The organism is Streptococcus mutans, assembly GCF_006739205.1.
GTDB classification, from domain to species: domain Bacteria; phylum Bacillota; class Bacilli; order Lactobacillales; family Streptococcaceae; genus Streptococcus; species Streptococcus mutans.
The window spans coordinates 1,909,283-1,930,958 of sequence record NZ_AP019720.1 but is presented as its reverse complement, the minus strand read 5'-3'; the positions used below and the strand labels follow the sequence as shown (position 1 = coordinate 1,930,958).

Here is a 21,676-nt window from a genome sequence, read left to right as displayed (position 1 = left end):
AAAAGGTAGGTGAGAGATATAGGTATTTTAAGGCAGAATTTTAAAAGCCTCGAAAAGTCTTTTAAATTGTGGTAAAATACAATTGATTGCTGTCATTTTTGGCTTTAAGATAATTAATAAGCAGATAATTATTGGGAAGGATTTGTATGAAACTGTCAATCGTCGTCGCTTTTTATAATGAAGAAAAAATGATTGAGAAGACCCACAGTGAAATTTCCAAACAGCTGCAGTTAATGCAGCCAGATACTATTGATGAGTATGAGTTGGTTTATATCAATGATGGTAGTAAAGATAAAACCTTAAGTTTAATGAAACAGATGGCTCAAAACGATCATCATGTACGGTTTATCAGTTTTAGTCGTAACTTTGGTCGTGAAGGAGCTATTTTATCAGGACTAAAGTATGCAACTGGTGATGCTGTTATGTTGATGGATGGCGATTTGCAGCACCCTCCTGCTCTCATTCCAAGCTTTGTTGCAGCTTTTAAGGAAGGTTATGATGTTGTCAGCGGTCAGCGTGACCGTAAGGGAGAACCTAAACAAAGCACTTTTTTTGCAAGGTTGTTTTACCGTTTTGCTAATCATTTGATGGATGTGCAGTTAACAGATGGCATTTCTGAGTTCAAACTTTTTAGCCGTAAGGCGGTTGATACTATTTTAGCCTTACCTGAGTATAATCGTTTTTCTAAAGGAATTTTTTCATGGATTGGTTTCAAAGAAAAGATTATCCCTTATCAAAATCAAGTTCGTGAAGCAGGAGAAAGTAAATTTGGTTTTAGGCGTTCCATGAATTATGCTTTTCAAGGAATCATTTCTTTCAATGATAAACCTTTACGTATCTGTATTCAGTTTGGGCTAGCCTGCGTTGGCTTTGCTCTCTTATATCTTTTAGTGATGTTTATTGCTTATTTTGTGAAGCCAGAAATTTTAGTCAGCGGTTATTTTACAACTTTAGCAGCTATTATTCTTTTTAGTGGTGTACAGTTGATTTCCATAGGTGTTCTGGGTGAATATATTGGGAAAATTTATTATGAAGTGAAACGGCGGCCGCATTATATTGTAGATGAAACAAATATTAAGAAAGCGAAAGAGGATTTAGTGGGATGAGACATTCAAGAAAACAAGAAAGCCAAAGATCATCTTTTAAGAAAGCTGGGAAATTTAAGGTTCTTCTAGCAAGTACCTTGCTTCCAATGATGATTATGTTGGTTGTCTGGTATTTTATGGATACGTTTCCTTTTGGAAGAAATACTTTAATGGCAGTTGACTTTGGACAGCAGTATATCGGTCTTTATGGCTTTTTGAAGGCAACGGTTTTAACGGGTGATTGGTCAGGACTCTTTTATTCTTTTTCTAAGTCTATTGGCGGTGCTATGATTGGGATTTGGGGCTTCAATTTAATTAGTCCTTTTAATCTTTTTTATATTTTATTTCCTTTGACGCAGTTTAAATGGGCAGTCTTTTTAACCATCTGGTTACGCTATGGAGCGATGGGCTTGAGTTTTGCTTATCTACTCGTAAAACGTTACAAGGCGCTCTCTTATAATCCTTGGCTAGTTCCTCTTATGGCAACGGCCTATGCTCTTTCAGGTATGATTGTCTCTTATCAGATGAATCCTATCTTTTATGATGCGATGATCATGCTTCCTTTAGTTATTATTAGTCTTGAAGAGTTGATAGATGGTAGGAAACCGTTTAAATACATTATAGTGTTGGCTCTGACCATGCTTTTGCATTTTTATATGGGCTACATGATTTGTTTGTTCGTTGCCCTTTATACTTGTTATTATGCAGCATCGAAGTTGGCAGAAATCGGTGATTGGAAGATCAAAATAACTGCTTTCTTTAAACCTGTTTTACGTGTGATTTGCTATTCAATTTTGGCAATTACTTCAGTGTTCTTCCTGCTCTATCCTATCTTTTTAAATCTGTTACGCAGTAAAGGTGCTTACGATAATCCTTTAACTTTTAGCTTTGCTCTCCAAATTAATCCTTTTGATATCTTATCAAAATTGATGATAGGTGGTTTTGACAATGAATCCTCTTGGTCAGCGGGGCCCAATTTACCTAATATTTATGTTGGGGCGCTTGCTTTGGTCGGCTTTTTCCTTTATTTTGTTCAGGCTAAAGCGCACAAATATAGCAAGGTTGTTGCTGCTTTTATTAGTCTTCTTTTCTTTGTTTCTATTGTTAATGAATTTGCTAATAAAATTTGGCATATGGGACAAAATCCAGCAGGTTTCTTTTATCGTTTCTCATGGATTTTATCTTTCTTTATGGTTCTTTTGGCTTACCAAGCTCTTAGAGAAAGGAAGTATCTGGGCTGGAAAGGTCTTATAGTAGGGATTATCTTGAGCTTTGCTTCGGCTTATTATGTTATCAGTCATGATTATACCTATATCGCGAAAAAACAACCTAAGATAGTGACAGATTTTGTGACTTCACATGAAGCTTTCATACTTCTTTTAGTCTTTGTTTTTTTCGCTGGTCTCGCTGTTTATGCTTGGAAGCGGCTTGACCAATACAAAGAAGCTCGTTTGTGTGCGATTGCTGCTAGTTTATTAGCTATTCCAGTCTCGCTTTATTTGTTAAATAAGGGTCTCTTATTGACACAAGTTTGCCTTACTCTCTTAACTTGGCTTTTTGTTTTGATTTATCTGGCTCTTCGTCCTAAAAGCAAGCTTGTCTGGTCTCTTCTAGCCCTTGTTACGGTGCTTGAGTTGGGCTACAATGCCTACCTTTCTCAAGTGACTCTGGGCTATGCTGATGCTTATAAATTTACGGATGTCACTAAGAGTATGAAAGAATTATCAGATGTCATCAAGAAGAAAAATAAGGCAGGATTTTACCGTGTAGGCTCTAGTTTTCTCTATTCTAAAAACGATCCTTTCTTGGTTTCCTATCCCGGTTTAAGTACCTTTAGCTCCAATATGGAAAAATCAACTATTAATCTGTTTAACTCGATGGGAGATGTTGGTGGTAATGCAGCAACCTTTTATGCCAACGGAACGGCTTTAACAGATGCTCTTTACAGCGTTCGTTACTATATTGATCGTAAAGATTACAGTGCAACGGACATTGAAAAACACCCTAACTGGCAGTTCTTCAATCGAAATGCGACACGTTCAGATCTTAAAGAGTATTACAAACCTATTTATGAGAATAAACGCTTTATCATTTATGAAAATCCTGATGTCCTCTCACCAGCCTTTGGAACAAATACCTTGACACATAATATTAAGTTTGGGATTAATAATCCTGTTTCTAATCAAAATATTATTCTCTCTTCAATGTCTGGCAAGAAGCAAAAGTATTTTGAATATATCGGTATTCCTAAAATTGAGTTGATTAATATGCAGGAAGTTAATGAAAATGGGCACCGTATTTTCAAACGAATTGATAAAAAACAAGCTGGTACGATTAGGATTACCTTTACACCGCAAACGGATGATACTTATTATTTCCAAGCTCCTTATAGTTTACGCAAATCAATGGGAAATGTTTCCATTATGCTCAATAATCAATGGTATCATTACTCACAAAGCTATGATCAAGTACAGCTTTGGAATTTAACCAGTAAGACACCAAATCAAGAGATGGTTTTACAGCTGCAAACTTCGCAAGATGATCAGCTTGACTTGACTAACATGGCCCTTGTCAGAGCTAATCAGACAGCTATTAAAAAAGTTATCGATGACCGCTTAAAACAAGATATGACAGTGACTAAGTGGACAAATACCTTAATTAAAGGACATGTTCAAATTACAGATAAAAGCAATGTCATGATGACCAGTATTCCTTATAATCCGGGTTGGACAGTGAAAGTAGACGGTAAAAAAGTCAAGACTGATGAGGCTTGGGGAAGTTTATTATCCTTTCCAATTACAAGTGGCAAACATCGTATTGAAATGTCCTTTATGCCTCAAGGTTTTGTTGTGGGAATTGCTGTTTCAGTGATTTCTGTTGCCCTTACTATTTTGTTAAAGTGGCAGGATTCTAGATCAGAAAAAAGAAGTTCTATTTCTTAAGAAGGGTTTTTGCTAGAAAAGAGGAACTATTGTAATGACGAAAATTCTAGTAACAGGGGGCGCTGGTTATCTGGGTTCTCATACTTGTGTTGAATTATTAAACCAAGATTATCGGCTTGTTGTTGTGGATAATTTGCTGCATTCTAGTTTCAAAAGTTTAACAGCCATTAAAGAGATTACTGGCAAAGACTTTACTTTTTATCAGGCAGATATTAGAGATAAGAAAAGTCTTGAAGCCATTTTTGAAAAGGAAGCCATTACTGCGGTCATCCATTTCGCAGGACTTAAAATTGTGAATGAATCTACTTCTATTCCGCTTGATTATTATGCTAACAATTTTTCGGGAACCATTACACTCTTACAAGTTATGCAGCAGTTTTCCTGTAAAAATTTTATCTTTTCATCCTCAGCCAGCGTTTATGGAAATAAAGCACCTGCTCCAGTTTCAGAAGAGGCGCCACGTTCGGTGATGACCCCTTATGGTCGTACAAAGATGATGATTGAAGATGTGTTAATGGATGTGTCTGTTTCAGATAGTGCTTGGAATATTGTCATTTTGCGCTATTTTAACCCCATTGGTGCTCACAGTTCAGGTGAGTTAGGCGAAGATCCTCAAGGTTTGCCAACTAATCTTTTACCTTATATAAGCCAAGTTGCTCTTGGAAAATTAGATAGGGTGCGGGTTTTTGGTGGTGATTATGATACCAAAGATGGGACTGGTATTCGTGATTATATTCATGTTGTCGATCTTGCTAGAGGCCATGTTGCAGCTTTACAAAAACTAATTGCTGGTTCGGGTCTTTCAATTTATAATCTAGGAACTGGAAAAGGAACTTCTGTTTTAGAGCTTATTCAAGAAATGGGAGAAATTGTTGGACATCCCATTCCTTATCAAATCGTTGGCAGGCGTGCAGGAGATATTGCTGTTTCTTATGCTGATGTTTCTAAAGCTGAGAAAGAGCTGAATTGGCATGCCCAATATGATTTAAAACGGATGTGCCAAGACTCTTGGCGCTGGCAAAAAAAGTACCCTAATGGATTTAGAGAGTAAAAAAGTCGGGATAGGTAATGCTGATTTATCGGTAGCTATTCCGATTTTATGATATACAGTTAGAGGTACATTAACAAAGCTTTTGAATTATGTTACAATGAAAACGATTAGTGAAAGTAAACTGGAGATGTGATGGTATCAAGAGAAGAAAAAGACAACAAGGCAGTAAATGAAAGAACTCAAGATATGAGGCAGGAACCTTTGGAACATTTCAGTCGCAGTCGTGCGCATCGTTCACAAGCGCGTCATCGGGAGACTGTTGCTTCTGAAAAAGAAGAGCAAAAGAATACAGAAAAGGATCCTTTTAAGAATACCTTAGGATTTTTGGCTGCTTTCTGCCTGCCTATGTTAGTGATGGCAGTCGTTTTTGCTGTCATGAAGCTTTATCCTTTTGGTAAGGAAACTTTGATGAGCGGTGATTATACTTTACAATACATCCCCCTTTATCGTGCCTTAGGACATGCTTTTAGACATATGGATATTGGTGCTCTCTTTTGGTCTTGGTACAAAGGGGTTGGTGGTGTGATGCCATCTGTTTGGGGCTTCAACAGTCTCAGTCCCTTTAGTCTAGCTATTGGTTTGGCACCTGCTAAATATCTTAATTTATCAGTTTTTCTGGTAACCTTGCTGCGCCAAGGTTTTTCTGGTCTTAGCTTCTATTATTTCCTTCACAAACGTTATGAAGCCCATTGTCACCGTTTATTGGCTGTCTGTATAGCTGCTATCTATGGTTTGAGCGGTTTTCTTATTGTTAATCAGGTCAATCCTAATTTCTTAGATAATATTATTCTTTTACCGCTTTTGCTGATTGGTGTGGAAAAAATTCTAGATGGCAAAGTCAGTATCAAGTATACCTTGGTTTTGGCTCTTATGTTTGTGGTTCAATTTTACACGGCTTATATGGCCTGTATCTTTGTTATTTTCTACAGCTTTTATTATATCCTAGCTCAAAAATCAGCTTTTCTTTTTAAAGCAAAGCAGTTGCTGCGTTTGCTAATCTATTCTCTTTTGGGAATAGGTTTGAGTGCGATTTGGCTTTTACCGGTTTTTTATTCTCTCTTAGATACAAAGGCTGCAGGCGGAGAGGTTGATCCTTGGGCTTTTACGTTTCTTTATAATCCCATCAGACTTTTAATTAAGTTCTTTCCCGGTGCGGCCAGTGGTGAAGAATGGGGAGATTTTACTGCTCTGCCTAATTTTTATGTTGGTGTTCTTGGCTTTCTTGGCTTGTTTAATTTCTTTTTCACTAAGGGCATCGCTTTACGTAAGAAAATCAGCGGTCTCTTATTATTGATCTTTCTTGTTTTAGCTTTTTCGAATGCAGCTGCTATCCGTTTTTGGCATATGGGACAAATGCCGGTTGGTTTTTACTACCGTAATGCTTGGCTGTTGAGTCCTGTTTTCTTAATCTTAACTTATCAAGCTTTGCAAAAGGTAAAATCTTGGAGTCGTCTGCAAATGATTGCGACTTTCGTCCTTGCTCTTTTGGCCAATGTTTATGTTTATTTTGCTGTTAAGGAAAAAACTTACACTTTGGTCACCGTTTGGCAGGAATTGGGCATGATCATTACTTTAATTTTACTCTTGTTCTTGATTTGGTTCCAACTGTCTAAGTCCTGGCAGCTTGCTTTTGTTATTTTAGTAAGCATGGTTGATATGGGGATCAATGCTAAAATAACGATTGACAGAAATTTATGGCATAGCCCAAGCTCTGTTTTGGCTGCTGAAAGTAAGCAGGAGGCGTTTTACAAAAACTTGAAGCTGCCTAAATCAGGTTTGGCACGTCTTGAAAAAAGCAGTGCCAATACTTGGAATGATTCTCTGACTTATAATTATTATGGTGTTAACCATTTTACATCTAGTGTTGAATATAAGAATTTAGAATTTTTAGGAAGACTTGGTCTGCCTTCTTCAACAGCTATTTCCATGTATGTTGGCGGTACGCCCTTAACAGATGCTTTGGTTAATTTACGTTATTATGTGGATAATGCTACTTGGACTTACTCTGCCAGAAAAGATTTGTCTAATTATTATCATCCTATTCAAACTCTGGGAAATGCTAAACTGTTAGAAAATACTTCTGTTTTTGGCTTGGGTTTTTCGGGTGATGGTGCTATGCTAAGGGAAAAATTAGATAAGGAAGATGTTGTTGCTAATCAAAATCAGATTTATCATGGTCTTTCGGACAATCTTGAAAATCTTTTTGATCCTTATCAAGCAGCTAATCTGTCTTTAGATAATGTTGCTTTGGCTGATGATGCTAATGGACAGCAAATTTATAAACGTCAGTCTTCAGACCGTCCGGGTACTATCCGTTTGACTTGGACACCACAGGATAATAATTCATATTATTTGTATTCTTCACAAATTCATTCGACAGATTTAAATCATCTTAAATTCACTTTGAATGGGCAAGCTTACACGGTTTTTGATCGTTACCGTAACCCACAGCTTTGGAGCCTTGCTTCCAACAGCAAAGACCAAGAACAAACCTTTGAAATCAGTTTAACAGATAATAGTTCTCTTAACTTAACAGGTTTGCAACTCTATCGCTTCAATGACGATAGTTTCACAAATTTCGTGAAGCAAGGTCATATTGCTAAATGGAATCCTGAAAAAGTAACTTCACTATCTCTTTCAGGAGAAGTAAAACAAGTTTCAGGTAAGAATTATTTATTTACTTCTATTCCTTATAATGCTGGCTGGCACGTAAAAGTAGATGGCAAAACGGTCAAAACGCAGGAAGTTTGGAATGCTATGTTAGCCTTTAAGCTGCCGTCAGGTAAACATCAGATAAAACTTTATTATATCCCACAAGGACTTATCTATGGCAGCCTTATTACCTTACTTTCTTTAATATTTGTCATTAGTATTTTAAGAAAAAGTCGTCAATTAAGAAAAAAGCAGGAAGAAGAAAGAGAACCTATTTAAAAAGAAATCTTGGTAAAGGTGATGATTCATCAAAAATGCTTATTTTAGAAAATTCAAGGAAAGATAAATTCTCTTATGTCTCAACAAAAAATCGGCGTTTTACTGGTTAACTTAGGGACACCTGAGTATCCAACTGCGCCAGCCATTCGTAAATTTCTCAAACCCTTTTTAGCGGATTCCCGAGTTATTGACTATCCTAAATTTTTATGGAAGCCTATCTTGTATAGCTTTATCCTTCCCTTTCGTCTCAGGAAAGTAAAACCTCTTTACCAACATGTTTGGACAAATGAAGGTTCCCCTCTTTATGCCAATACCATCGGTCAAGAAAAAGCTCTACAAGCTCATTTTGATCAGAGTGAACATGGGGTTTTAGTTAGAGCTACTATGGCTTACAGTAAGCCTTCTATTTCAGATGTGGTTGATGAATTTCTAAAGGAAAAAGTAGCTAAAATGATTGTTTTACCACTTTTTCCACAATATTCCTCAACAACAACGGCCGCCATTTTTGACGCCTTTGCCCAATCTTTGAAAAAGAAAAAAGATATACCTCCTTTTGACTTTATTCATCACTATTATGAAAGACCTTCCTATATTCAAGCTCTGGCCCAGACTATACGCTTACAGGAAAATGAGCACCTGCTCTTTTCCTTTCATGGCATTCCGCAAAGATATGTGATAGAAGGGGATTATTATACAGAGCACTGCCAGCAGACAGCTCAATTAATTGCGGTTGCTGCTGGCTTATCTGAGGAGCAATGGCAGGTATCCTATCAATCACGTTTTGGACCTGAGGAGTGGACGCGTCCTTATACCGATGAAACCCTTATTCAGCTTCCTAAGCAAGGCAAGAAAAAGCTTGCTGTTATTTGTCCGGGTTTTGCTGCTGATTGTTTGGAAACGTTGGAAGAAATTGATATAACCAATCGTAAGCATTTTATGGCTGCTGGAGGACAAGCTTACCGTTATATCCCAGCTTTAAATGCTAGTCCTGCCCATATTCAGTTATTGGCAGAACTGATTTCAGAAAGATTGTAAGAAAATTAAACAGACCTGAGATGATTTTTTCAGGTCTGTTTATTATTTATGCGACTTTTAGGTTCTGACTGGTGATATGATCTTATGGTTTAATCACCCACCCATTTGACTTGACAAATGGCCAGATTTTACTTAAAGAGCAGTGCTGCCCTCAAACAGTTGGACAAAAAAAGCAACTGTTTAAGAGCACTTATTTTGGCTCTGCATTTTTTATTTGAAATAAAGGTATTTTGAATTTGGGGTCATGTAGTAAAGGTCGCTATCACCATTAAAGATAAGCTGTACTTTGCCACCTTGATAACTAAATAAGACGTAATGAGAGCTGTTGTTTATTTTAGTAGTTTGAGCTAGATCAACAGCAACAGCATAGAAAGCTTTGCCCTGTTCTTCTGTCAGGCTTCCACTATTGATAAGCTCATTTATATTTTCTAATTCTTTTTCCTTAAAACCATTTTGAATAGCATTTTGGTCTGTTGAAATACTATCTGGCTTGCCTAAAATTTTTTTAACCTTATCTTGGTTATAACCTTTGAAGTCTGAAATCTGAGCTTCAAAACCATCGTTTTCATTGGAGTAGTAAACTTTGGCATCTCCTGTAGCATAAATTTTGTCTGTCTTAGCATGGTTAGCGTCTTTTGGAAGTCCTTTAGCTTTTTTAGATGAACCCGAGTTTTGGGCTTCAGTGGACTTTTCTGTTTTTGCGTTGCTTGAGGAGCTTTCGCTTTGCTCTTTCTTAAATTTAGAATGTTCCTTAGCGATTTTTTCTTGGATTTTATCCGTATCAATCTTGGAATGCGATTGGCAAGCTACTAAAATCAGAGACATTGATAAAGTCAGTAAAATAAGGATCTTTCTTTTCTTCATATTACCCTCCTAGTAATTATCATTATATCACGACATAGTTGTAATATATAGATGAATTGCTATATCTGTTAGGCATAAGTCCTAATCAAATCCAAAACTTCCTTATATTCTTCCTCAAAAAAACTATTTTTATTCCAAACAAAGGTGAAATCATGATAAACGGGAAACTCCTCCAACTTTAATTCTATTAAACTGCCTTCTTCCAGCTCCTTTTGAACAACACTGCGATAGAAAAAGGAGATTCCTAAATTACGACTAACGAGTTGTTTAATCGTGTTTAAATTACTGATTTCACTGACCTTTTGAAAATCTGACTTAGCCAAGTTTTTTTCTTTCAAAATAGTATCTAAAACTTCGCGCGTGCCAGACCCTTCTTCACGAATGATTAAGGGTTCTGCTAGTAAGTCAGTTAAGCCTAGCTTTTGATTTTTCAGGGGACAAGCAGGAGAAGCCACTGCAATAAAAGGTTCATGTTTATAAATGGAACTGTCGTATTGTTCTTGAGAAAAGAAGCCTTCAATAACAGCAAAGTCAATCTCTCCTCGGTCAATTTCTCCCAGTAATTTTTGAGTGTTAGCGATGCTCATTTTCAATTCTAAACGTGGATGACTTATCATCAGTTGAGCTAAGGACTCTGTCAGAACGTATTCTCCAATAGTCATTGTAGCACCAAAGTGCAGCTGAGTTATTGTTTCATGAACTCTTTGTTTAAAATGCTTAATATCATTAGTCATGGATGTCAGCATCAAAAAAAGTTTCTGCCCTTCGGCAGTCATTTGACATTGCTTGCCTTTAAAAAGAAATAAAGAACAAGCGTACTCAGCTTCCAAAGCCTTAATGTGTTTGGTAACTGCTGGTTGTGTAATGTGTAAGTCCTGAGCTGCTTTGGTAAAATTCAAGGTTTCACAAACTTTAATAAAAGTCTTAACACGATAGTCTAGCATAAGATAGCATTCCTTTTTATTATTGTATCATAATAAATCATAATTTTACATTATGGTGTAAAATCAGTATAATAAGAACATCATTTAGTGATAAGGAGATTGAAATGTCGCTTAAATTTCAAAAATTATCAGGACTTGTTCTCTGTTTCTTAATTGCTCTGCCAGCTTGGTTTTTAGGACAAAGTTTTCCTCTTGTTGGGGCACCGGTTTTTGCCATCTTTTTAGGAATGTTGCTCGCTATTTTTTATAAAAATCGTGAGCATACAGAAGCTGGCATTGCTTTTACGTCTAAATATATTTTGCAATTTGCCGTTGTTTTGCTCGGTTTTGGCTTGAATTTGTCACAGGTTTTAACAGTCGGCAAAACATCCTTACCCATTATCGTAGCAACGATTAGTTCTTCCTTGCTTTTGGCTTTCCTATTACAAAAATGGTTCAAACTGGATGTCAATACAGCAACTTTGGTTGGAGTCGGTTCTTCCATTTGTGGCGGCTCCGCTATTGCAGCAACAGCACCTGTTATTCAAGCAGATGGTGATGAAATTGCCCAGTCCATTTCAGTGATTTTTCTTTTTAATATTTTAGCTGCTTTAATTTTTCCAACCTTAGGAGATATGATTGGCTTGTCCAACCATGGCTTTGCCCTTTTTGCAGGAACAGCAGTCAATGATACTTCATCCGTTACTGCAACAGCAGCAGCTTGGGATGGACTGCATCATTCGAACACATTGGATGGAGCAACCATTGTTAAATTGACACGAACATTGGCTATTATTCCTATTACCTTAGGTTTGTCTTTTTATCAAGTTTATAAGACTAAAAAAGTAGGGAAAAATCAACAACATACAGTCAAATTAAAGAAGGTCTTTCCTATGTTTATTCTTTACTTTATTTTGGCTTCTATTATCACAACTATTTTAACAGCTTTAGGAGTCAATCCTATTTTCTTCACTCCTTTGAAAACTCTGTCTAAGTTTTGTATTGTCATGGCCATGGGAGCTATTGGCTTAAATACTAATATTGTTAAGCTGGTTAAAACCGGCGGTCAGGCTATTGTGCTTGGCGCTTCCTGCTGGATAGTTATCACCTTGGTTAGTCTTGGGATGCAACATCTCTTAGGCATTTGGTGATGGATAAGTGAGCTAAAACTTAAGTCTTGATCGGTATTTGGACATTTCCTTACATTTTCATGTGAATAAATAAAAACGCTTGAGAAAACTATAAATTAAAAGATAAGAAAACCCTTCGTAAACCAGAAACGAAGGATTTTTCAAGTTCTATTATTGAGATTTATATGTTTACCTTTTATTATCAACAACGTATTGCATTTCTAAATGTGGTTGTGATAATTGATAAGGACTTTCAAAGGTTTCTAAGATTAAAAATTCATTGATAGACTCCTTTTGATGCAGTTCTTTTATTTTTGGTTGAATGCGGTCTTTGGTTAGGTGTTGAGCATGAATATGACGATGATTGAGGCATAGACTTAAAAAATTTGTCTTATCTTCTTGACATTCTTTGATTTTAATAGCAATAAAGCTGTTTACTTGTTGATCATCATACTTAAAATAACAGCCAACGCGGTCATCAAAAGTCATTTGACATTTTTCAATCTCGGCCAGAGCACACCTAACAGCTTCATAATATTTTGCTGACAGCATTTCCCCTGTAAAAGGCAGCAGAAAATAGTCTTTATTTCCTTGTTCAATATGCAGATTTGTTGTTTTATCAAGCTTTTGGGAGAAGTTGATTTGCTCAGAAAAGAAGCGAAGATAGCGCTCATCAGACTGCAGCTGTCTTTCTTTTTCCTCAATTTTAAGCTGAGCTTCCTTTAAAATAGCATTCATATCAATGCTGCCATCATCTAAAATGTAATGAGTAAATTGTTTTAAAGGCAGACCATAATTAGCACAAATTTTAATCATGTTCACATAAGGAATGTGAGCATAAGAATAATAGCGATAACCATTTTGTTTATCTATAGCAGTCGGATTTAAAATTCCGATTTTTTCATAATAACGTAATGCTTTGACATGAAGACCTGAAAACTTAGCCAGTTGTCCAATTGTTAATAACTGTTGCGTTTTTTTCACAAATAGCTTGACCTTCCCTTTAAGGTATAGTTTATAGTTAAACTATAACAAGGTTTGCTAAAAAATGCAATGATTTCAAATGTCTAGGGAATTCCATGTTAAGTATAAGGTCTCAAATCTTCCGAGTGGCAGGAACATTAACGTTTCTACCACTTTTTTCATGACGGGAAGTCTCGTTTAGGGCTCACTTTGCTCGATGATAAAAAGTAATAAACCTGAAATCTGCAGCGCTAAAAAATTTTTTACCTTGAAAAATAGATTTATCTATATTCTAATCGTTGTATTGAAAAAAGCTCATCATAACTAAACTATATCGTTATGGTTATGTCATGACCTTCATTTTTATATTGCTTTTGCAATATTAACATTAACCTCCTAAACTTGAAGAGAATTTTAGCAGATAGGACGATTATTATAAAAAAGCAAAACGTTATTGTCATTTTAAATTGCCGCTATGTTACGTAGCAAATGCTTTAAAACGCCTAATACAACGACATTTTGCTCTTTGTCATCTTTCATAATATTTTAATTTCATCACTTACCTTGCATTCTATTACATCACTTAAAAGCACAAAATGTAACGGAAAGTAGCGAAAAATATTAGTAAAGTCAATAAATTTTGACAGTTTACATCTTAATATAATGTTATACTCAAAAAGCTATTATAAATTAAAGGTAGGTTCTTATTATGGATAAACAAACTATTATCTCAGCTCGCCATTTAAAAAAATGTTTTGGGAAAGGCGATAGTATGCAAACAATCTATTCCGACTTAGATATTAATATCTATAAAGGTGATTTTACAGTTATTATGGGATCCTCAGGAGCAGGTAAATCTACTCTAATGTACTCTCTTTCAGGTATGGATAAACCAGATTCCGGACAAATTATGTTTGATGGTGAGGATATAACACAATTAACAAGCGATCAACTTGCTAAATTTCGAAGGAAACAATGTGGGTTTGTCTTTCAGCAAATCTATTTAATGAATCAATTAAGTCTGATGGATAATGTCATTACGGCTGGAATACTGACAAGTAAACACCGCAAAGAGGTTGTTAAGAGGGCCGAAGAACTTTTTTCACTGGTTAATCTCCCTAAACAGACACAAGAAAAGCTGCCATCTTTAATTTCGGGTGGTGAAGCACAGCGAGCCGGCATTGTTCGAGCAGTCATTAATACTCCTAATGTACTATTTGCAGATGAACCAACAGGGGCTTTAAATTCCGCCAATTCAAAAGCTGTACTTGATGTTTTTTCTTCACTGCACAATAGAGGGCAGAGTATTGTCATGGTTACACATGATAAAGAGTCTGCTCTTCGAGGGAACCGCATTGTTTATGTAAAAGATGGTCAAATATCTGGTGAATGCAATCTTGATGATCATACTGCCCCGCTTAAGCGTAAAGCAACATTTGAAACATTTCTCTTAGAAATGGGGTGGTAAAATGAGACTTGCTATTCAAAATCTTAGGAAACATAAAAAACAATATGTTTCTTTCGGGATTATGCTATTTATTGCAGCATTTATCATCAATATTGCCCTTGTTCTTAATTCTCAAAATTCGGATGCTTATGATAAGCAATTCAAAAAGCTCAAAACTGCAGATATCAACATTCTTATTCCACTTGCGCAGGATCATGACAATCTGTTAAACGAAATAGACAATTTAAAGGATATTATTCTCACAGAAAGGCATGAAGGCCTATATTCAAAAGCAACAATTCATGACTTTGCCGGAACGAACTTTGAAATGAACACTGTTTTTTACAGGATTACTGACAAAAGAGATATCAATCTGCTGAATGTATCCAATACTGTTAAAAATTCTAAAGAGACTATTTATATCCCAGAATATGTATCAAAGCTGGGAGGATTCTCTACCGGTAATACGATGACTTATTCTATAGGTAAGCGAAACTATTCCTTTTCTGTTGGTGGCACTGTCAGCGAAATGGAGTATGGGAACTATGGTACAAATCTAATTGGCGCTTACTTATCAAAGAAGACTTATAAAACACTAGTTTCAAAACACAGATCCGATCTTGTTGCTGAATATTCCGTAAAATTAAAAAATAATGCTAATCTAGATACTGTAAAAAAACGTATCAGTTCACTACTTGCTGACAAGAAAATAGCACTGCTGACTATCAATAATCGCAAAACCACCAAACAAGCGCGGTCTATGATTTCCAATCTTTTAATTGCTATTTTTATTGTTATTGCATCTATTATCTTTTTAATTAGCTTATTTCTAAGCAGTTTCCGAATTCGAAATCATATCGAAAATGAACTGATTAATATGGGGGTCTTAAAAGCCACGGGATATACCAGTTCAAATATTATCATGTCAGAAATTATCCCTTATATATTGACAGCAGCCTTTGCCAGCATAGCTGGAACTCTCATTTCTTATACCGTTCTGCCATCAATTGCTGATTTCTTGGCAACCCAATCAGGCTTTTCCTTTACACCCGTTTTTGATTGGTCTGCTATTTTACTCAGCACAGGTATTATGATTATAGTCACCGGAGTTTGCACTTATTTTTGTGCTAGAAAAATTCGCAGGCTAGAGCCTATTAATGCTATCAGAGGAATTGATCACAAACGCACAACTAAAAATCATTTCCCATTGGCAACGTCTAAATTCAGTGCTAAATTTTCACTTATATTGAAACAAATTTTTGCATCATTAGGGCAAAATGTATTGCTTTTCATACTGACTTTTGGCATTATGACCTTATTGGCCTTTTCGGGAACCTTGCTTTATAATGTCAATTTTAAACCTGACAATTTTTTAAAAACTATTTCAGATGAGATGCCATCTGCAATCTTTACCGTTAACAACCAAGATGATCTAAAGCAACTGAAAACCACTCTCCAAAATAATGATAAGGTTAAAAAGGTTTTGGGTTATACTTCTGTTTCCTTAAATTATGCAAATGGTGCTATAACTTCTTTTGTATCTGAAGACTTTTCACGTGTTAACAATAATATAGTATATAAAGGTAAAAACCCCGTAAAAAGCGATGAAGTTGCCGTTGGAAGTGCTCTGTCTAAGCAATATAAAATTGGCAGTAAGATAAAAATTACCAATGATAACCGGAGTTATAACTATACTGTGACAGGCTACATTCAAAGTATAAACAACCAAGGAATCGTTTGTGAGCTAACTGATGTTGGATATCAAAAAATTAGTCAAACGACGCCAAAAAGCCTTAATGTTTATCTGAAAAAAGGGACATCGGCGAAAGATCTGATTAAAAAATACAAAGAGAAATTTCCAAATATGACGTCGGTTAACTATGAACAGCTCTTAGCAAATAGCAGCAAAATGTATGGTGGTATTGTTTCGTCAGTCACTGTCATCATTTTCATTATCGCAGCTTTGGTCATATTATTAGTGATGTACATCATTATCAATGCTCTAATTACTACTCGAAAACAGGAATTTGGTATTTATAAAGCCTTAGGTTGGTCAAATAGACAGCTCATCTTGCAATTAGCTCTTAGTTTTACTCCTATTATTTCAATAGCGGCAATCTTTTCTGCAATAATTGATCTTAATCTGGTGCCGATAATGAATAATGCAGTTTGGAGCATGCTAGGAGCTAATAAGAATCATTTTGAAGTATCATTGGCTGTCTTATTAGCTTTTGCTTTTATGCTTATTATCATTAATTTTATTATCAGCGTTATTCTTGCAAGACCAATAAGAAAAATCAATCCTTATTCTCTTTTGAAAGAATAAGTACACTACAGATGAGTTCCTGTTAAAGAATCTTCTAAAAGTTTAAACAAAAGAGATTTTAAACTCAAAAAATCAAAGCTAAATGAGCAAAGAACTACAGACTGTATTTTTACGGCAAAGTATGTTAAGTAATTTGTTTGGGTTTTGAAAACAGTTCCAAAAGAAAGGATAATCTGAAAGCCCTATATGCAAAAACAATACTATTCTAGTATTAAAGGAGAATTAATGACTGGTTTTATATTTGGTTTATTTGTTCTTCCGGGTTATGCCCTTTCTTCCTTTGAAACGGTAACAGCCTATCCATTTTATGTACTTCAATTAATGCTGTTTTCTGTTTTTATCGCATTTGTTATGAATCAGACACGTGGCAATGTACTATTCTTTGTTTTCTGCTTTTGGTTGGTTGCATCAGGCAGTAAACTTCAATTTTATAATTTTATAATGGGAGTGCAGATTTTAGAAATAGGATTTTTTCTTATCATTGTTATCGGAATGTACCTCTACTATCGACTTGTTAAAAATAAAGATTTAAATACCTATGCCCTGTGTCTTTTCCCAGATTTTCTTGAAAATTAAAGGAGACTTCCATGAGTGAGATGTTTTATGCAATCGGTGAAAGCAAATGTCCAATTCAAATTATTATGTTTCCTTATTTAGGAGGAAGTGGGACCTCTGTCATGTCCCTAGCTAATGAAATCTGTGCGAAAATCCCTGTTGATATTAGAGTTGCTTTTCCGCCGGGACATGTAGGATCTGATTATGCACTTTGCGATAATTCTGTCCAGCTGATTGATTTATACTATAAAAACCTCATCACTATTTTGAAAAAAGATAGTATACTTTTTGGTCATAGTATGGGTGGAACAATTGCATATTTTTTGGCTAAGAAAATAGCAGAGAAAAATCCTGAGTTGACTCCGAAGAAATTGATATTTTCAGCAGCGGCAGCGCCGGATCATATGAAAAACAAACGATTGTCGGATAAGGAAAATGAGATTATCTTCAAAGAAATCAAGAGAATCGGAACCATGCCAAAAGAATTGACAGACAATCAGGAATTAGTGGATTACTTTGCGTCAATACTGAGGGCTGACTATAAGATTCTTGAAGAAATATCAGAAATTGAAGTACAGAAAATTGATATTCCTACCTTTTTCATCATGTGCCATAAAGACAGTCTAACTTCATGTCAAACTATTTTGAAGTGGAAGGATTATCTTGATTCGAAAATAAGTTTTTACATGATGCCTGCTGATGCAGGGCATATGTATTTGAAAAAGTATAAAGAGGTAGTAGCCGACAAAATAGTGAGTTTTTTAGATTTAAATTCGGAGGAAGAAAATGATCAGTAAAAGTAGATTTAAGTATTTTTTAGTAATATGGGTAGGACAATTAATTTCCAGTATCGGAAGCGGACTTACTTCTTTTGGCTTGAATGTTTACGTCTTTGAAAAAACAGGCAGTGCTTTATCCTGTTCCTTAGTCACTTTATGTGCATTCTTTCCCTTAGTTTTCTTTACTCCTATTTCGGGAACAATTGCTGATAAGTTTAGCAGGGCTAAATTAATGTTAATAGGAGATTTCTTTTCTGCTATGTGCTTAGGAGGCATGTTTATAATGATTAGCATGGGAATAAATAATATTCCTGCAGTCTGTATCTGGGTATTTCTGAGTTCATGTTTTGCGGCTATACTTGATCCAGCCTATAAAGCAGTCGTGACAGATTTACTGACACCAGAAGAATACTCCAAAGCTGGCGGACTTGTTCAGCTAGCATCATCGGCTAAATTTCTCCTATCACCGATATTTGCCGGTTTGATTTATCAAATTTTTGGTATTTATCTAATATTAATAATAGATATGTGTACTTTCTTTACAACCTTATTTACCGTAGCCTATTCAGGCAAGGTGATGAATGAATGCCAAAAAATTAAAGATTCAAAAGTGCAAGTTATAAAAGACATTGTTGAAGGTTATAAAGAATTGACTCAGACTAAAGGAATAAAATTACTGCTAATCTTGTCTATTGTAATTACATTTTATGTAGGTATTATAGAGACGATGATAAAACCCATGTTATTGGAACTAACTGATTCTTCTACACTAGGTGTCATACTATCTCTCAGTGCCATTGGAATGCTCATTTCAAGCTTGGTGCTAGGTGTGAAGGGAATCAAAAAGAATTACCTTAAGGCCCTTTCATTATCATTTTTATTCATGGGCATCACGATAGCTGTTATTGGCTGCACGACGAACATCATATGGATAGCTGTTATTGCTTTTCTGTTCTTTTTAACAATTCCTGTCTCAAATGTATGTCTAGATGTATTAATGAGATGTAATATCAGTAAAGATACTCAAGGGAGAGCTTGGGGATTAATTTCCTTTATTTCTCAGCTTGGCTATATTATTGCATATGCTATTTCTGGAGTGTTGGCAGACTACGTTTTTAATCCTTTATTATATAAAAATGGAGCTTTAGCGGATTCAGTCGGGAAAATCCTAGGAACAGGATCTGAAAGAGGAATTGCGCTGATGCTTGTGATTTGCGGTATTTCCATGGTTATTCTAAGCCCGCTTCTTAAAAGCGGTAAGAGTTTAAAACAGATGGAAACAAACTGCCTTGACTATAATGTGGAGGACTAAAAGATATATGAAAAGAAGAATTATCTGGAAGGAACTACGAAAAGGTAAAATTATCTGCATCACACTGATTGTTTTCATTGCAATGGCTTCTGGACTATTTGCATCAGCAACAAATCTTTTATATTCACTAAATAACTCACTTAATACATTTAGTGCGACAGCAAAGACTTCACATCTCTTGCAAATGCATTCTGGAAATTTAGATGCGAATGCTGTCAAGGAATTTGCCAAAAATAATAACTCTGTTGAAAAATATGAGATTGTTAATATGTTAAATATTGCTGGCGAAGATTTGTACATTAATAGTGATGGAAGTAGTGAAAGCAAAAGTGTCATAGATTGCGCCTTGGTGGCACAGAACAGTCAATTCGATTTTCTGCTAAATTCAAAAAACAACATCGCTTCTGTTAAAGAAGGTCAAGCGCTTGTTCCAGTATATTATAAGATTAAATACAATCTTAGAATTGGAGATCCCATTAAGATAAAAGTCGGAAGTGACTATATTACCTTTAAAATCGCAGATTTTGTTAAGGATTCTGAGATGAATTCCTCGTTTGTCTCATCAAAGCGTATATTGGTCAATCGGAAGGACTGGAACCAAGTGGCCCGTAAGACTGGAACGTTAGAATATTTAATAGAGTTTCGTATAAAAGATACGAATGATATTGATGCTGTTGAAACAGCTTATCGGGACGCAAAATTGCCTTCCAGTGGGGCCACTATTACGTATTCCGAGATGAAACTTTTAAATGCTCTGACAGATATACTGACAGCCTCCCTGCTGATAGTAGTTGTAGTATTCCTGGTTATTATCTCAGTGCTTTGTGTGAGATTTGCGATGCTATCGAGTATCAATCAGGACTATATGGATATCGCTATCATGCAAGGATTGGGAATTCCTAATAAGTATATAGAGAGTATTTACTTCATCAAGTACTCATTAATTACTGTGATTGGCTGTACCATCGGATATCTGGTATCTTTCAAATTAACTCCGGTAGTAGAACAGAACCTTGAACTATATATGGGTGTTGCCGATAAAGGAATTGTTGATTATGGTCTCCAAATATTAGCGATTGCCTGTATAGGCTGCGCTATTGTTCTATTATGCCAAAAGAGTATCAAAAGAATTGAGAAAGTTAATACTATCAAAGCGCTGCAAGATAATAATGAAATTTCCAGCGATAAAGTCATCAAGCGTCCTTCATTATTTGGAAGAGGCGGTGCTTGGGCTAATTTTAAACTAGGCATTAAATACCTGCTAAGTTATAAGAAGCCTTATATTGTTCTTCTTCTTATCTTTACGTCTCTAGCTTTTCTAGTTTTACTACCTGTTCAGATTACGAGCACTTTTAAATCAAATCAGTTTACGTCTTATATGGGAGTAGCTTCATCTGATCTCAGAGTTGATTTTCAGCAAGGTGGGGTTGCTGAGAACGCTGTAAAGTCAGCTCTTGCTAATGATGATAATATTACTGATTATCAAATTTTCAATACTTACTTGGCTAAAACTGACAACTCTGATGGCAAACCAGTAACAGTAAATTTTGAAACGGGTGATTATTCAATTTTCTCTTTATCTTGTATAACGGGAAGCCTTCCGAAAGAGACAAATCAAGTAGCGGTCTCCTACTTGCTAGCCAACGATTTAGGCGTTAAAGTTGGTGATAAGATTACTTTCACAATATCAGATCACACATACACTTATAAAGTAAGTGGTATCTATCAAGATATTACAAACGGCGGGAAAAGTGCTAAGTCTATTGGCAGCATTTCAAATGCCAATGTCAGCAGAAGTGTTGTTAACGTTAACGTTTCATCAGAAAAGAAAAAACAGTCAGTAGAAGACAAATTAAAATCTGATTTTCAGGCTGGAAAAGTAACAGATATTTCTGAATATGTTAATCAAAGCATGGGGGATATCATTGCACAGTTTAGTCTAATTACCATGATAACTATCATCATTGCAATTTTGGTTACTATATTGACAATTACTATATTTATGAGAACTTTGATTGTCAGATACAAAGCAGATATTGCTGTTATGAAAGCTCTTGGTTATAAAAACAATGATATCAGATCTCAGTACAGAACACGTATAATCATTCCGCTGATTATTGGATTAATCATTGGTTCTGTCTTGGTACTTATAGCAGGGCAGCCTTTAGTAAGTGTATTTGCATCATCTTTGGGAGCTCCTCAGATAGTCTTTATCAGCAATCCGTTTATCGTTTATGGTTTGTTCCCAATAAGTATTTTAGTTGTAGCGATAGTTACTATATATCTATCTAGCAATCTGCTAAATGGCATAAAACTTACTCAAAAATAGTGTA

Annotated in this window: 15 protein-coding genes; 12 read left to right on the top strand and 3 right to left on the bottom strand. The window is 35.6% G+C overall.

Annotated features, from left to right (window positions below):
* Nucleotides 1-146 precede the first annotated feature (146 nt).
* The 5 genes from pgfS (at nucleotide 147) to hemH (ending at nucleotide 9,044) form a co-directional block, all read left to right on the top strand.
* Nucleotides 147-1,106: a glycosyltransferase PgfS gene (gene pgfS / locus FNL60_RS09855; RefSeq protein WP_002266120.1), complete on the top strand. Its 960-nt coding sequence runs from the start codon at nucleotides 147-149 to the stop codon at nucleotides 1,104-1,106.
* A complete protein-coding gene (gene pgfM1 / locus FNL60_RS09850; protein WP_002279935.1) occupies nucleotides 1,103-4,027 on the top strand; it encodes a glycosyltransferase PgfM1 in 2,925 nt (974 codons plus the stop codon). The genes pgfS and pgfM1 overlap by 4 nt, the downstream gene beginning before the upstream one ends.
* A gap of 34 nt (nucleotides 4,028-4,061) precedes the next feature.
* Entirely contained in the window at nucleotides 4,062-5,078 is a 1,017-nt protein-coding gene (pgfE, locus tag FNL60_RS09845; RefSeq protein ID WP_002279936.1) for a UDP-4-glucose epimerase PgfE, read from the top strand.
* A gap of 132 nt (nucleotides 5,079-5,210) precedes the next feature.
* Nucleotides 5,211-8,009 carry a glycosyltransferase PgfM2 gene (pgfM2, locus tag FNL60_RS09840; protein WP_002279937.1) on the top strand — a complete coding sequence of 933 codons (2,799 nt, stop codon included), beginning with the start codon at nucleotides 5,211-5,213 and terminating at the stop codon, nucleotides 8,007-8,009.
* A gap of 75 nt (nucleotides 8,010-8,084) precedes the next feature.
* The gene (hemH, locus tag FNL60_RS09835; RefSeq protein ID WP_002279938.1) at nucleotides 8,085-9,044 is read left to right on the top strand and encodes a ferrochelatase; all 960 of its coding nucleotides are present in this window, start codon (nucleotides 8,085-8,087) and stop codon (nucleotides 9,042-9,044) included.
* A gap of 210 nt (nucleotides 9,045-9,254) precedes the next feature.
* Here hemH and FNL60_RS09830 read toward each other — a convergent pair whose 3' ends face one another.
* Nucleotides 9,255-9,908: a DUF4947 domain-containing protein gene (locus FNL60_RS09830; RefSeq protein WP_002277477.1), complete on the bottom strand. Its 654-nt coding sequence runs from the start codon at nucleotides 9,906-9,908 to the stop codon at nucleotides 9,255-9,257.
* A gap of 68 nt (nucleotides 9,909-9,976) precedes the next feature.
* Nucleotides 9,977-10,852: a LysR family transcriptional regulator gene (locus FNL60_RS09825; RefSeq protein ID WP_002266126.1), complete on the bottom strand. Its 876-nt coding sequence runs from the start codon at nucleotides 10,850-10,852 to the stop codon at nucleotides 9,977-9,979.
* 104 nt (nucleotides 10,853-10,956) lie between these two features.
* On the opposite strand from FNL60_RS09825, the gene FNL60_RS09820 reads away from it, so the two are divergent.
* Complete coding sequence (locus FNL60_RS09820; protein ID WP_002262368.1) at nucleotides 10,957-11,982, top strand: YeiH family protein; 1,026 nt, start codon at nucleotides 10,957-10,959, stop codon at nucleotides 11,980-11,982.
* Between the two features lie 168 nt (nucleotides 11,983-12,150).
* Here FNL60_RS09820 and FNL60_RS09815 read toward each other — a convergent pair whose 3' ends face one another.
* On the bottom strand, nucleotides 12,151-12,945 hold the full coding sequence (locus tag FNL60_RS09815; protein ID WP_002277479.1) for a MerR family transcriptional regulator: 795 nt from the start codon (nucleotides 12,943-12,945) through the stop codon (nucleotides 12,151-12,153).
* 688 nt (nucleotides 12,946-13,633) lie between these two features.
* Between FNL60_RS09815 and FNL60_RS09810 the strand changes: the two genes are divergently transcribed.
* The 6 genes from FNL60_RS09810 to FNL60_RS09785 all read left to right on the top strand — a co-directional run bounded on the left by FNL60_RS09810 (nucleotide 13,634) and on the right by FNL60_RS09785 (nucleotide 21,672).
* The gene (locus tag FNL60_RS09810; RefSeq protein WP_002267851.1) at nucleotides 13,634-14,392 is read left to right on the top strand and encodes an ABC transporter ATP-binding protein; all 759 of its coding nucleotides are present in this window, start codon (nucleotides 13,634-13,636) and stop codon (nucleotides 14,390-14,392) included.
* 1 nt (nucleotide 14,393) lies between these two features.
* Nucleotides 14,394-16,697, top strand: a complete 2,304-nt coding sequence (locus tag FNL60_RS09805) for an ABC transporter permease (protein WP_002267370.1) — start codon at nucleotides 14,394-14,396, stop codon at nucleotides 16,695-16,697.
* A 225-nt stretch (nucleotides 16,698-16,922) separates the two neighbouring features.
* Complete coding sequence (locus tag FNL60_RS09800) at nucleotides 16,923-17,273, top strand: hypothetical protein (protein ID WP_002265881.1); 351 nt, start codon at nucleotides 16,923-16,925, stop codon at nucleotides 17,271-17,273.
* An 11-nt stretch (nucleotides 17,274-17,284) separates the two neighbouring features.
* Nucleotides 17,285-18,049 carry a thioesterase II family protein gene (locus FNL60_RS09795; RefSeq protein WP_002280408.1) on the top strand — a complete coding sequence of 255 codons (765 nt, stop codon included), beginning with the start codon at nucleotides 17,285-17,287 and terminating at the stop codon, nucleotides 18,047-18,049.
* The gene (locus FNL60_RS09790) at nucleotides 18,039-19,343 is read left to right on the top strand and encodes an MFS transporter (RefSeq protein WP_032505339.1); all 1,305 of its coding nucleotides are present in this window, start codon (nucleotides 18,039-18,041) and stop codon (nucleotides 19,341-19,343) included. The genes FNL60_RS09795 and FNL60_RS09790 overlap by 11 nt, the downstream gene beginning before the upstream one ends.
* A gap of 7 nt (nucleotides 19,344-19,350) precedes the next feature.
* The gene (locus FNL60_RS09785) at nucleotides 19,351-21,672 is read left to right on the top strand and encodes an FtsX-like permease family protein (RefSeq protein ID WP_002267848.1); all 2,322 of its coding nucleotides are present in this window, start codon (nucleotides 19,351-19,353) and stop codon (nucleotides 21,670-21,672) included.
* Nucleotides 21,673-21,676: the final 4 nt, after the last annotated feature.

Coding starts and splice junctions, on each gene's coding strand:
- pgfS (WP_002266120.1), top strand. CDS start 147: ATGAAACTGTCAATCGTCGTCGCTTTTTATAATGAAGAAAAAATGATT.
- pgfM1 (WP_002279935.1), top strand. CDS start 1,103: ATGAGACATTCAAGAAAACAAGAAAGCCAAAGATCATCTTTTAAGAAA.
- pgfE (WP_002279936.1), top strand. CDS start 4,062: ATGACGAAAATTCTAGTAACAGGGGGCGCTGGTTATCTGGGTTCTCAT.
- pgfM2 (WP_002279937.1), top strand. CDS start 5,211: ATGGTATCAAGAGAAGAAAAAGACAACAAGGCAGTAAATGAAAGAACT.
- hemH (WP_002279938.1), top strand. CDS start 8,085: ATGTCTCAACAAAAAATCGGCGTTTTACTGGTTAACTTAGGGACACCT.
- FNL60_RS09830 (WP_002277477.1), bottom strand. CDS start 9,908: ATGAAGAAAAGAAAGATCCTTATTTTACTGACTTTATCAATGTCTCTG.
- FNL60_RS09825 (WP_002266126.1), bottom strand. CDS start 10,852: ATGCTAGACTATCGTGTTAAGACTTTTATTAAAGTTTGTGAAACCTTG.
- FNL60_RS09820 (WP_002262368.1), top strand. CDS start 10,957: ATGTCGCTTAAATTTCAAAAATTATCAGGACTTGTTCTCTGTTTCTTA.
- FNL60_RS09810 (WP_002267851.1), top strand. CDS start 13,634: ATGGATAAACAAACTATTATCTCAGCTCGCCATTTAAAAAAATGTTTT.
- FNL60_RS09805 (WP_002267370.1), top strand. CDS start 14,394: ATGAGACTTGCTATTCAAAATCTTAGGAAACATAAAAAACAATATGTT.
- FNL60_RS09800 (WP_002265881.1), top strand. CDS start 16,923: ATGACTGGTTTTATATTTGGTTTATTTGTTCTTCCGGGTTATGCCCTT.
- FNL60_RS09795 (WP_002280408.1), top strand. CDS start 17,285: ATGAGTGAGATGTTTTATGCAATCGGTGAAAGCAAATGTCCAATTCAA.
- FNL60_RS09790 (WP_032505339.1), top strand. CDS start 18,039: ATGATCAGTAAAAGTAGATTTAAGTATTTTTTAGTAATATGGGTAGGA.
- FNL60_RS09785 (WP_002267848.1), top strand. CDS start 19,351: ATGAAAAGAAGAATTATCTGGAAGGAACTACGAAAAGGTAAAATTATC.